Annotated in this window: 4 protein-coding genes; all 4 read left to right on the top strand. The window is 43.3% G+C overall.

Annotation, left to right across the window (positions count from 1 at the left end; all coding sequences use genetic code 11):
• The first annotated feature begins 4 nt into the window (after window positions 1–4).
• The 4 genes from JMN32_RS06255 (at window position 5) to JMN32_RS06270 (ending at window position 14848) form a co-directional block, all read left to right on the top strand.
• Entirely contained in the window at window positions 5–3169 is a 3165-nt protein-coding gene (locus JMN32_RS06255) for a WD40 repeat domain-containing protein (RefSeq protein WP_202855448.1), read from the top strand.
• Window positions 3170–3173: 4 nt separating this feature from the next.
• Window positions 3174–4211 (top strand): porin family protein, encoded by a 1038-nt coding sequence (locus JMN32_RS06260; RefSeq protein WP_202855449.1) that lies wholly within the window; start codon window positions 3174–3176, stop codon window positions 4209–4211.
• 6 nt (window positions 4212–4217) lie between these two features.
• A complete protein-coding gene (locus tag JMN32_RS06265; protein ID WP_202855450.1) occupies window positions 4218–5450 on the top strand; it encodes a hypothetical protein in 1233 nt (410 codons plus the stop codon).
• Between the two features lie 71 nt (window positions 5451–5521).
• On the top strand, window positions 5522–14848 hold the full coding sequence (locus tag JMN32_RS06270; RefSeq protein ID WP_202855451.1) for a Calx-beta domain-containing protein: 9327 nt from the start codon (window positions 5522–5524) through the stop codon (window positions 14846–14848).
• Window positions 14849–14877 lie beyond the last annotated feature (29 nt).

A 14877-nucleotide genomic window follows, 5' to 3' on the forward strand; every position in this document is an offset into this window, starting at 1 on the left:
CACGATGAGCGATATTGCTGAAGAAAAATTTAATCTAACGCCTCGATCCACTACTACTTCAGTCAACCCATTTCCGGGATTAAGGCCTTTCAAAATTGAAGAAAGTCACCTTTTTTTCGGACGGGAAGGCCAGAGTGACGAAGTGCTTCTTAAACTGTCGAAGCACCGCTTCGTGGGTGTTATCGGTCCTTCAGGAAGTGGTAAATCATCATTTATATATTGTGGCGTGCTACCTATATTATATGGAGGCTTCCTTACTGACACCAGTCCCGACTGGGAAGTGATCGTTACAAGACCTGGCGCAGGTCCTATTGAAAACCTTGCAGAGTCGCTACTTCAATCAGACCCCACATACTGGGTAGCTGATGTGGAGGAAAAAAAAATAAAGAAAACCATAGTAACTACTTTGCTAAGAAGTAGCTCCCTGGGCCTGGTAGAAGCGGTACAGCAATCCAAAAGGACCAGCAACAAAAACTACCTGATCCTGGTTGACCAGTTTGAAGAACTATTCCGCTTTAAAGATAGCGCAGATACAGGAACTGTAAATGAAACATTGGCCTTTGTCAATCTGCTGATAGAAGCCATTAACTATGTAGACATACCTATCTATGTTGGCATCACTATGCGTTCAGACTTTATTGGTGATTGCGCCCAGTTCCCTGACCTCACAAAAAAAATCAACGACAGCCATTATCTGATCCCACAGATGACCCGGGAGCAGAAAAGGAGAGCCATAGAAGGCCCTGTAGCAGTTGGTGGAGCCAAAATCACCCAAAGGCTCACCCAGCAATTATTAAATGACCTGGGTGATAACCCAGACCAACTTCCCATATTACAGCATGCTCTCATGCGTACCTGGAGCTACTGGAGTAATTACAGGGATTATGAAGGAGAACCTGTTGATATAAAGCATTACGAAGCTATTGGCACCATGTCAGAAGCTTTATCAATGCATGCAAATGAAGCCTACGATGAGCTAAATGATAACCAAAAGCATATTTGCGAGTCCATTTTTAAGGCCATAACTGAAAAACGTGGAGAAAACTTTGGTATCAGAAGGCCTACCAGGCTAGGTGAGATAGCTGCAATTTCAGGTGTTTCCGAGCAGGAGGTGATCGATGTAATTGATAAATTCCGTGAACCCAGCCGGTCATTGCTAACCCCTGCCCACCACATAGAACTCAACACAAAATCCATTATCGACATTTCTCATGAAAGCTTAATGAGGATATGGGTCAGGCTAAAAAACTGGGTAGATGATGAGGCAGAAGCTGTTCAGATGTACCTTCGGCTTTCCGAAGCAGCCAGTATGTATCAGGTCGGAAAAGCAGGACTCTGGCGTCCACCTGACCTACAACTAGCTCTAAATTGGCAAGCTAAGCATAAACCTACACTTATCTGGGGTCAGAGATATCACCCGGCATTTGAAAGGACACTCGTTTTTCTCGAATATTCAAAGAAAGAGTTCGAGACCGAGCAACGTATTAAAGAGCTTCAACAAAAAAGACGACTTCGAAATGCCCGTATAACAGCTTTGATTCTGGCAAGCGCCACCGTAATCTCCATTATGTTTCTCATTTACGCTTTCATTCAAAAAGCCGAAGCTGATTCGGAACGGTTGAAAGCAGAACAAAACAAGAACGAGGCTTTGGCACAAGAAAGCATAGCTAAGGAAAATGAAAAAAGAGCAAAGGTTAATGAAGAACTAGCCAGAAAGGAACAAGAAAGAGCTGAACAGGAAAAAGAAAGAGCCGAAACTCAAAAGGAAAGAGCTGAAAGTGCTTTGATAGAGGCTGAAGAACAAAGACAGCGTGCAGAAGCAGGAGAAGCTTTAGCTAAAAACAATGAAAGGCTTGCGATTGATGCTCAAAAAATAGCTGAGGATAATGCCATCATTGCCAATGAAAATGAAAAGACAGCCATTGCTGCCAAAGCTAAGGCTGACCGGTTGAGATACCTGGCTATTTCCAAAGCCATGGCTATTAAATCTACGCAAATGAGGGATGAGCAAGCCACACTGAAAGGTTTGCTGGCCCAACAGGCCTACATTTTCAACACCAACAATGAAGGCGATAAGTATGACCATGATATATACGATGGTCTGTATGAAGCACTGAAATCTCTGCAAGACCCTCTTGTAAAAAGTTTGGGCGGACACGATAAAGGGATACGCGCGATCGTATCCAATGAAAATGGCAATTACATTTACTCCTCTGACACCCAGGGAAAAATCCTGAGATGGAATTTAAAAGGAGTGAATAGAGTTGCTGATACCTTAAGATCGAATAAGCCAGGACGAATTATTAGAACCCTTGTTGTAAGCAGTGATAACAAGTGGCTTGCCGCAGGAGGAGAATTTGAAAGTGGTAATAAGAGTCCATTCATTGAACTATTTGACCTCAACAATCCGGGAGAGACACCTAAAAAGATCAGTGGCTTTGAAGATTATGTGTGGAACCTTCTCTTCACGCCGGACAATAAGGGACTCATTATTTTGGATAATGAAGGTAGAAGCATAAAGTATAGTGACCTGACCTCTGTTAGGGAAATGGCCTCTGTTCCGTTCAGGCTTAACGATATAGACCTAAGCAGTGATGGTAAGTGGCTGGTAGGTGTGGCCAACAATGGAAAGGTTATGCTCTATGATGTTAAAAATAATTTCAAGGCAACAGAGATTTATAGCAATAACACCACGCTCTCGGCTGTAGCCATAAGTCCGGTTGACCATGTAGTTGCCATTGGTGACGAGTCGGGCCTGATAAAAACCTTCAAGCTCTTTTCAAACGAGCCAGTCAAATCATTAATTGGCCACATCTCGCCCATCAATGATATCAAATTCAGCAAGGACAGAAGGTTTATTGCCAGTGCCTCGAAAGATAAGACTGTGAGGCTTTGGAATCGGGAAAACCTGAATGCCCAGCCCATAACTTTATCCGATCACCCTACCTGGGTATGGACAATAGCTTTTAGCCCTGACGATGGGCAAATACTGGCCGGAACACAGGAAACTGTAGTACGGGCATGGCCGACAAAAATTGAAACCATGGCCGACAAGATCTGCGAACAGATTGATCGTAATATGAATGATGAAGAATGGAAAACTTATGTGGGAGATGACCCTGATCTAAAATACGAAAGAACCTGCGAAAACCTCCCATCCAAAAAATAAACGTATGAATAAAATTTTACCATTAACAACATTTTTATGTTTAGTAAGTCTGTACTCAACAGCACAGACTGTGTGTACACAAACCCTAAGACAGGCGCGAACCGTATACGACGAGGGACGCATCCATGAAATTCCCGCCTTACTGGAAAGCTGCCTTAAAAATGGCTTCACAGATGATGAAAAAACAGAGGCCTATCGCCTGTTGGCATTGGCATACCTATACCTCGATGAGTCAGTGAAAGCTGATGAAGTGATGCTGGCACTGCTTCGTCACAACAACCAGTTTCAGATCAACCCGCAAGCAGACCCCGCTGAACTAATCAATTTATATAACAGTTTCAGGACCAACCCCATTTTCAGCTATGGAGTGAAAGGTGGAGGAAACGTTTCGCTGGTTAACATCACGAGTAATTATGGTGTACACGACCAACGCATCACCATGGGTAAATACACGCCTGCCCCCGGATATATTATAGGAGGAATGATAGAGGTTATATTCAAAAAGAACCTGACGCTTAGCGGAGAGCTTACACTGGCAGGTTATTATCTGGATTACAGCAATGCCTTTTCTAATGTAGATTCCATCAACCGATTTATTGAATATCAAGATATTACAGAAACACAAACCTGTATTGCCCTTCCTGTCACAGTTCAATATCAATTTGCCCAGGGTAAATTAAACCCCTACGTGCTACTAGGAGGGTCAGCTAATTACCTGCTCTCCTCATCCTTCAAAGGAGAAACCCAAACCAGCATAGAAAATTTTAAAGGTGCCACGGTTAGTCTCCTGGACCAACGAAACAAGATAAATTTTTCAGCAATTGCCGGGGCGGGAATAAAAATAAAAGTAGGTAAAAACCACTTCATAGCAGAAGCTCGCTTTAACTACGGTATCCTTAATCAGGTCAAGGAAGAAAACAGGCTCAAAAATCAGGAGCTTATATTTGACTATGGTTATGTAGACAACGACTTCAAGCTCAATAGCATCTCAATCTCACTGGGTTACCTGCTACCAAAATATAATCCTAAAAAACTCAACTAAGATTCAATGAACAGACATTTTATCACCCTGATTTTAAGCCTCTTGGTTGCATCATGTGCTAATGAAGAGGATGTTTCCGCTGGCAAAGCAGAAACATTTGTAAAGTATTATGGCGGCATTAATTCCGACATCTCCTCGGACATGAAAGAGGCCTCAGATGGTAGTTATATCATTTTGGGGACAACCGTGGCAGAAACTGCAAGTAAAGAAGAGATATCAAAAATAAGATTGCTAAAAACCGATATTGATGGCAACGTGATGTGGGATAAAACCTATCCTGAAACTCAGACAGAAGGTATACATAATAGTATTTTAGGAAGATCATTAATTGAGATCAACAACGGTTACTTGGTAGTAGGCGATAGTATCTATAAGGAAAACAACCAAGACCTAACCAACATGTTCATCCTAACCGTAGACCAAAACGGCAATACCATTGCAGGTAACAGCATTAGTTTCAATAATGCGTCTTTGCATGGTTACACCGTTACCCCGAATGATCAGGGCAATTACTTTGTTCTGGCCACCATCAAAGGCAACGCTACTCCTGAGAACATGTATCTGGCTGAGATAAGCAGTGCAGACCTAAGTGTGGTATGGAGTCAGACCTATGGCATTGGTGATGATGTCAACATTTCCAAAACGATTCTAACTGACGAAAACAACCATGTAACATGGAGTGGTACCACTTCTAGAAATGGGGAAAATGATATCAGAGTAATAACTACTCCTGCAGATTCGAAAAACACATTTTTTGATGAAACCATTGGCCTGAATAATGGCAAAAATGAATTGGGATTTGATATTCAGCGAACCCCGTTCGGTTATGCCATAATCGGATCTACTAATAACACCACCGCTGGTGACCTGGATATATTATTGACTAGAGTAAACCAAAACGGTAAGCTATTGGGAAGTACAACCTTTGGAGGTCTGAAAAGTGACACTGGCGATGCCTTAACGGTTACGAAAGACGGGAGTTTATTAATACTAGGTTCAACGGATAGCTTCGGACGAGGCGAACGTGATTTTTACCTGATCAAAACCGATATGTTTGGCACCCCGATTTGGACAGAAAGTGCTGGGATCGACGGGAAAATATTTGGTAGTGTAAATATGGACGCAGGAAGTACAGTACTGGAAACTTCCACCGGTCATATTCTTATACTGGGCTCCACCAAGTTTGGAAATGTTGATACGATGGTACTGATCAAAACTGATAGTCAAGGAAATATTTAAAATAATAAAATCAACTTGAGTTGACAATTTTCAACTCTATCTAATTGTGTTTCACAGCAACGCGTGTTTATATGAAAAAGGCTTTACAAAATTACATTATCGTATTTCTGATTTTCTGTTCTGCAACTTTACAAGCACAAACGGTAAATCTCTCCTTATCGGCCAGCAGCGGAACGGAAGCTTCTACAACGGCAATTACCGTTACAGCCACAGCTTCGGCAAATGTTACCGGAGACCAGACCGTCGACGTAGCTATTTCCGGAACCAATATTACGGCAGGAGATTACACCCTAAGCGGCACAACGATCACCATAGCAGATGGCACAAGTACTGGATCTGTAACCTTTACTATTGTAGATGATGCGGTATATGAAGGGGCAGAAACGGCTTCTATTAGCATTTCAAATCCCAGTGCCGGAATTACCCTGGGAACAACAACTTCGGCGGACGTTGCTATCACCGATAATGAGGCCTCGCCAGACGTAACCCTGGGCCTTATCGGGAGTCCTCTGGCAGAAAATGGAGGTGTAGCTACTGTAACGGCTACCATAAGCCCTCTATCAGAACTTGATGTTACCGTTGACCTAATTTTTTCCGGAGCATCATCACCAGGTGATTATACCGCATCTGCCACAAGTATTGTTATTACAGCAGGTAATGCCTCCGGAAGCATGACCATCACCGGAGTGGATGATGCTTTGGATGAAAGCGACGAAAGTGTAATTGTAGATGTAGATATAGTAACCAACGGCACAGAGTTAACACCTCAATCCGTAACCGCTTTGATCAATGATGACGACCCTCCTGTAGAAGTCACTTTAGGTATTTCAGGGTCTCCATTGGCTGAAAATGGTGGTGTAGCTACAGTAACTGCTACGCTGGCCGCTGTATCAGGTAGGGTAATAACGGTTGATCTCGCTTTTTCAGGTACCGCAACAGGAGGAGGTACAGACTATTCGGTGACTGGCAACAGCATTGTGATCAACCCAGGGGTTACTTCTGGCAGCATAGATATAACGGGTGTTGACGATAGCAATGTTGAAGGTGGTGAAAACATTATAGTTGACATCAATACAGTAAATAATGGCACGGAAAGCGGCACACAACAAGTCTCTGCCAGCATTACAGACGATGACGCTCCTTCTGTAGCTTTTGGTGTAACCTCAGGCACAGTTGCTGCAGCCTCTGTTGCTGCCAATATTACCCTTACCTTCAGTGAGGCCATGCAGAAATCAGGAGGATCACCACTAACAGATAGTGATCTTGCCGCTATGCTCACTTTAAAATATGATAATGCATCTGGTACAGACATCCCTTTCACGGCAACAATTGATGGTGGGAAAACGATAGTTACTATAAATCCTGCAGATAATAATCTCGGCAACAACTTTTTTGGATCCAGAAATTATTATGTAGCCATTGCAGGTAATGTGATAGAAACTCAGACTGCCAGTATAAACCTTCCTGCCGATAATACGACTATCACGACTGCTCTACTGAGTGAGCCTGCCAGTTACCCTACTGGCTTCAGTATTACCAACATTACCACCACATCAATAGAACTGACCTGGACTGGCGCAACATCAAATCAGTTACCTGAATACTATCTGATTGTAGCCAAAAAGACATCTGGTGGTACATTTGCAGGTGTTTCTGATGGAACCCCCGTTGCTGATGACTTTGATTTCTCCGGTGCCAGTGCCAACGGTGCAGTTACAGTTTTACACCAGTCCGGCACCAATACATACACATGGACTGGACTGGACGAGTTGACTGATTACACTTTCAGAATTTACCCGTACACCAATTACGCCAGCGATATAGATTATAAGACCAACGGAACAGTTCCTGAAACATCTGGCACTACTGACTGTACAGCACCTTCCGGCCAGGCCAGTGGCATTACTTTTTCCTCTATTAATGCTAATTCTATACAGGTTGACTGGACCCCTTCCGGCACAGCCAGTGGAGCTTTGGTATTGGTAAAAGAGGCAGCAACACCTATTGATCCGACCAATGGAAATTCATACACTGCCAATGCGAACATAGCGTCGGCGCCAGACATTGAATCAGGAGGAGGCAGAACATGGGCTGTATTCCAGGGGGCTGGTTCTTCTGTAATCGTAACAGGACTGAAATCAAGCACTACTTATCACTTTGCCATTTATGAGTACAACAGCACTAATCAGTGTTATAATCTTACTAGTCCCGCAAGTGGAAACAAGGCCACCACCGCGGCTGATAACAGTACAACAATCACCAATGGTTCCGGCGTCGCAACCATCTCTTCTCTGGCAGATACAGAAGCTGAACGAGTCGCAGCCTTTACCTTTACGATTTCTGATACAGGACCCGATGGACAACAAACAGACATATCCCAAATGACCTTTAGGGCTGTTGGGAGTAGCAATGAAGTAGCAGACTGGACTCAGGCCATAGCAGGAGCAAAATTGGGAGATGGTGATAGTAATGCATACGGGGTTCATGCCCCTGCTATTATCAGTAGCAACAGTATTGAAATTCCCAATATCGAGATTAATTTTAATAATGCGCTGGGTGAAGTATCTGATAACAGCACAAAAAATTATACATTGTACATATGGCTAAAACCCGATATGGGAGGATCCCTACCGGTAACTATAGACGGGCTTCATTTTGCATTTTCGCTGTCTAATGTTGATATAGTTACCGATGCCAATCAATCAGGCATGCAACCTGGTACCGGGGCTGGTACTACAACAAACTCCAACACTAGTGGTGGCACAAACAATGAGGTGACTGTTGTCGCCACCGAGCTGCAATTCATCAGTCAGCCTAGCAATACTTTTGTACTGTCGTCAATGACCCCGGCCGTTACCGTACAGGCCGCAGATGCCAATAGCAATCGCGATCTGGATTATACAGGTTCCGTAGACCTGTTGTCGACAGGCACGCTGGCATCAACTCCTTCAGCAAGCTTCAGCGCAGGGCTGGGTACCTACAACAATATTGTACATAACCCCTCAGGCTCAGGTCTTCAATTGTCTACCACCAATTCTTCACCTGCGCTGAGTAATGCAACATCAACAACTTTTGACATTACCGGACCAGCAGCAGTATCAGATATTTTTGCCAACGGTTCCTTCACACCTCCTACAGACATTCTTTACACCAACTACCAGGCTGCAGATATAACTACGGCTGCAACAAGCCTTGAAATAGCCAGATTTGACATAAGAGATGGAGGTAGCACCGCCTCAGACGGAGACGTTTTTGCAACCGAATTAACAGACATTGAGTTCACTATCAATAACCCTACTTTTATCAGAAGTGTCGCTCTTTATGCTGACAATAATCTCGATGGTAATTTTGATGATGAAATTGCTGAAGCAGCTCCTGTTGGCAACACGGTGACTTTCTCATCATTATCAGTTACAGCACCTTCGGACGGCATGATTACCTTTGCCTTGAGGGTTAGCTTTACTACCACCGTAGTTGATAATACCCAGGTAACTTTCACGGTATCCTCTGCTACGGCAAACCCAGCATCATCAAACTTTGGCTCTGCCAATGCCGGTGGTGCTACATCGTCACTCACAACTGGGGACAATACTATTGAGGTAACTGCCACACAACTTGTTTTCACTACTCAGCCACCTGCTTTGTTCAGGCCCAATGTTAATGTAACCCCACAGCCACAGTTGGAAGCCCGGGACGCCAATAGTATCATGGACCTTGATTACAATTCATCAATTACAGTAACAAACACCGATGGCCTGACCATGGTCAATACGCCAACAGCGTTTACCAATGGTAGTCTTACTTTCCCTGCGGGGTTTCAATATACTTCATTTAATAACAACCAGCCGAACAACGGAACCTTGACCGTTGCTGACGGTACAATAGCTAATGCAGTAAGCAACGATGTATTTATAGATGGGCAAGCTCCTACGGTAAATATAACAGACGACCAAAGTGATAACCTTGTTCGCAATTTTGATAATGTTAATATCACCATAACATTTACGGAAAACCACAATATTGATGAAGCCGTACCTCCGGTAATAACTATTGGTTCTGTAGTAACTAATGGCACTATGGAAAAAGTTGATAATAAAACCTGGACATATTTCTGGAATGTTCCCGGAGCTATCAATGAAACCGCTCCGGTAACTATTACGGCTACCGATGAAGCCGGCAACAGTGTCTCAACTACTACGGGAAGAACAACTTATATTATTGATAACAGTCCTCCTATAGTGACTCAGATCAACAGACTGGACCCCTCCCCTACAAATGCAGCCAGTGTGTCTTTTGAAGTAATATTCAACGAAAGTGTGGTCAATGTCGACGCCTCGGATTTTGTTGCCACACTAGGTACGGTGGGTACGATAACAGGAAGCGGAACCACCTATACCGTAACAGTAGATAACCTTACCGGACTAACAGGCACCCTTGAATTGACCGTGCCGGTAGCTGCGGACATTAAAGACCTCGCAGGTAATACTTATAATTCACTTTATAATAGTGGCGAAAGCTATATTGTAGATAGCGCGCCTCCATTATTCTTAACACTAAGCCCTGCTGATAATTCGTTCAACAACCCGACAGGCTCTAAACTGGTATTCAAATTTAACGAAAATGTTCAGGTTGGGTCAGGATTTGTCCGGTTATATGATGCCTCAGATGCATTGGTGCAAGCCTTTGATATTTCGTCGTTGTTGTTCGAATCACAAAACCAGTTCACTGCCACACCAACCTTACCACTTACTCAGGGTACAGGTTATTACATACAAATGGATCCAGGTGTTGTAAACGATTTTGCAGGGAATGCGTTTGCTGGTATCAGTGATAAAACAAGCTGGAATTTCACCACATTTGCTCCCCCTCAAGTCACCAGCATTTCACCATTCGGGTGTGTTGGTGGTACGATTACCATTTCAGGAACATTCCTTACCGGTGTAACCACAGTAACCTTCAATGGCACCGGCGGGAGTCTAAATTCTCCATCAATAGTTACAAACAGTGACACACAACTTACGGTTGTAGTACCATCCTACTCCGGAGCTATAACCTCTCTAAGCGGCACCCTGGATCTCTCTAAGGATGATGGTAGCGCTGTTGGCTCAAACCCTGAAGTGACCATCACAACAACTCAAACTGTTCAGATAGGACCTTCTGAGGCCGTACTCTCTGTAGGTAGTATCAACAATAGTACAGTTTGTACAAGTGGGGCAACCCAAACATCTACTATAAAAGTGGATATCAGAGGTGGTGCAGCCCCATATGACGTTGTCTACTCTCTGGGAAGTACAACAGGCTACACCAGCGGCACAGACATCACGATAGACCCCTCGGTAATTGGTCTCAACACCTATACACTGGTTTCCGTAACAGACGCTAATGGTTGTGATGTCCCCACAGGACAACTCACCGGCTCTTATAATGTCACCTTAAATGAAAGGCCCACCGTCGAAGCCGGCGGTGATGCCTCAGGACAGTTGACGTATTGTCTTGACGATGGTGTTGACATTACTTTAGATGCTGCCACCTTAGGCACAGGCCCTTCATTCAGTGCGAATGCCGGAGGTATAGTCTGGTCAACCAATGGCAATGGAACCTTCAATACCAGTACTAATCTCAATGCTGTATACCATGTCGGTACCCAAGACATTTTTAATAATACAGTAAACCTGACCATCACAACTACCGGAAACCCAACGGCATGCTCGGAAGCTACTGATGTACTGACCATTAATTTCGTTTCCAATGCTACAGCTAATCCAGGAGGTTTTGGCAATGTACTGGATTACTGCTGGGACGGATCAAATCCAGCCCAGATTCAGCTCAATGGTTCCGTATCAGGGAACTCCACCGGATACCTTTGGGAAACGGTAACGGGCACAAGCAATACCCAGTTTTCTGACCAGACCATCTCTAATCCGGTATACACCTTCAGTTCAACAGAACAGGCTAACCAAACGGCAGAAGTTACTCTTACTCCAACAGGAGGAACATGTGGAGCCGGTGTAACCTCCAACCTCGTAATCAACCTTGTACCATTGCCTACCAACTCATTCCAACCTCCAGTTAACAATGAGGTCTGTCTGGCACAATCATCAGTACCATACAAAGTGAGTAATAATACAGGAAGTACTTATTCATGGACTGTACCTACAGCCGGTGGAACCAGCTTTGTTGGCCAGGGTACGAGTACCATTATTGTTGATTGGGGTACAGCCTCAGGTAACCAAAGCATTGAGGTGGTTGAAACAGATGCCAATGGTTGTCAGAGTAATCCTATTATTTTACCCGTTACAGTTAATAATAAACCTGTTGTGACCTTCACCCCTCAAATCAACCATGCTCAAGGAGAAACTAACAAGTATCGTCTGGCTCTTCTGGAACCACCGGCCAATACTGATACCATCCCTGAGGGAACCTTAAATGTAGCTCCATATATTGAATTTTATAGCAATGATGGTGGTATCATCAGGGAAAATGGAAAGTGGTACTTTGACTCAAAAGACCTGAATCTAGGCAGCTATGTTGTTGAGTATATATATGTGGATAATAACGGATGCTCAACCACAGGCAGTGAAACCTTTGAAGTGTTTGACAATAGTAGTCTCATTGGTAACCTAGATCCAGAATATTGTGAAGACGAGCCTCAAACAGCAACATTAACTCCTTTTTTAAATCCCACGGAAACACTTTTATCCATGCATATCAGAATCAACACTACAGGTTCACAAAGGTATGCAGGAGGAACCCCTGAAGCTGAAGCACTAGGCCTGATCAGTACCAGTGGTACAGATCTGGGTCCATTTGTTTTTGCACCTGGTAATGCCGCTGATAGTATTCCTGAACTTGCGAGTTCCATCGAGTTGGAGCTTCGTTACAGGTATACGACCAGTCTCGGTAGCATTCAGGCTAGAAGCCAAAAAACCACGGTATACAAAGCACCAACACCGCTATTTTCTATTGAAGGGAATCAAAGGGTTTATTGCTCTACCGATGCTGAAGTACAACTAACTCCAAACAATGACCTGGCCAGTGGTACAAACACCTTTAATTTCACTTCTGACTTCGATGTTAATGATGGCACAAACACTGTTATCCAGCAAGGTGGTAACTTCTTTTTCTACCCGGGCAATTTCCCTATGAATGTCAACACCTATGTAGATTCACTATTTTTGGTCTATACATTCGACCAAAATATCGGAGGTTCAAAATTCTGCTCGAACAGCGACACTTTAAAGGTTGATATATTTAATCAACCTACTGCTCCATCTGTTAATGGAGATATGTCTCCATCAGTAAGTGCATGTATAATAGAAGCTAGTTTACCTGAAATCAGGGCTGAAGGCATAACGGGTACGGTTCCCGGAGGAGTGGATTTTGCATGGTTTGAAACAAACGGCACTGATGGGACACCGATATGGACTGGTCCTGTTCTGGATCAAAATATCATTGCAGGAGTAAGCACCGTTGATCAGTTCTATGTAGCTCAGGCATTCCGAGGTAACAACTGCTTCAGCCCTACAGTGGAAGTCGTTGTGGAAAAACTTGATGTTTTTGACTTTGCCGTTAATACCAGCTGTATCGAATCTGGTTCACCGATTACCTTTACCAAAAATACCACAGGTATCAACCTGGAAAGTATCAGATGGAAAGTTAACGGAAGCATAGAAAGTACTCAAACTGCCCCGGGTATTGTAGATGATTTTGGCTACCCCTTTACTTCTCCAGGCCTATATGCTGTAGCATTAGAAATAGAAAGTCAAAATGGCTGTATTAATGAACTTAGCAAAAACGTAGTCATCACACCTCAGAAAGTGGCAAGCAATGCTGATGTCTATTTCCAAAATTTCGAATCAAATGATGGAGGTGGTTGGGTCGCTAATGGTAGCAATTCCAGCTGGGAGTATGGAACTCCAACCAACCAGGATATCGTACTCGGAGATAACAACGGTAACATCATCTGGATAACCGGTCTTGATGGGTCATACAACAAAAATGAGCAATCATACCTGTACAGCCCTTGCTTTGACATATCAGGTATTGACCGACCAATGATCTCATTTGACAGTTGGACGAATACAGCAGATAAAGAAGATGGGGTTATTATTGAGTACTCAGTTGGTGGCATCAATGGCCCTTGGACCAGATTAGGTAATTTTGATGATGGTATCCAATCAGGTATAAACTGGTATAATCAACGTGATATATCGTCCAACCCAGGTAACCAATCTGTGGGTTTCTATGGCTGGTCAGGGACTAATAGCGGATGGATTAACTCTAAACATCAACTTGATAATATTCCGGTAGCTGACAGGTCAAATGTTATATTCAGGTTTACCTTTAAAAGTACACCAGGTTCGGCTGAAGTAAGCAAACCAGATGGTTTTGCTATTGATAATGTATTCATCGGCAACAGAACCAGAATAGTATTGGTTGAGAATTTTACCAATACTGCGCAAACTCAAAATACAAAAACAGAAGCCGACTACCTCAAAACTTTTAACCTTGGCGGGTCAACTGAGTTGGTTAAAATAAATTACCATACTGCATTCCCTGGAGATGACCCTTTTAATAGTACCAATACTGCCGACCCTAGTGCCAGAGCTTTGTATTATAACATTGCTCATACACCAAGAGCAAGACTTGATGGTATAATCAGGGAAGATCTGGGTACGTTATTCTCAGAGTGGGGTGACAAAGAGTATGGCACCAGAACATTAAGCAATGCTTCTTTTGACATCAGCATAACCTCGGCAGTAAATGGTGACGCATTGGATGTATCGGTAGCTCTCAAGGCTCTCGTAGATATTGCTCCAAATTCAGTGGTACATATAGCTGTTGTAGAAAAGTCGGTTGACCTCGCCCAGACAGGCCTTACCAATGTTGCTAGTGGCGAGCAAAACTTTGAGTATGTGCTCAGAAAAATGTTGCCTTCAGCATCGGGCACAAAAATTTCAAGCTCCATAGCTCAGGGAGAAACCATAAACATCAACCATTCGTGGATACCTCAACTGGATTTTTATAACCCTGCTTCTGTTGCAATAATTGCATTCATTCAGGATGAAGATACCCGTGAAGTTTATCAGTCAAGTATTGTTGACAACTTTACGCTACCTGATAAAGTAACAGGCATAAACAATTCTCCTTTGGAGGTTAGCTTCAGGCTTTTCCCTAACCCTGCCAATGACAAGCTAACGATTATATTACCGGTTGGATTGAAACAACCAACAATAAAGGTCTTTGATATGTTTGGCAAGGTTATATTTGACAATCAGGCAACTGAAAACAGGTTTGACCTAGACACTAAAAATATGGCAGCAGGTATGTACCATGTACAAGTAGAAACCGAAGATGGATACTTTGAAAGAAAAAGAGTGTTGATTATTCATAACTAAAGCCGACAACAAAAGTTGATATAAAGAAA

The sequence above is a fragment of the Fulvivirga marina genome (assembly GCF_016775155.1).
Lineage (GTDB): Bacteria > Bacteroidota > Bacteroidia > Cytophagales > Cyclobacteriaceae > Fulvivirga > Fulvivirga marina.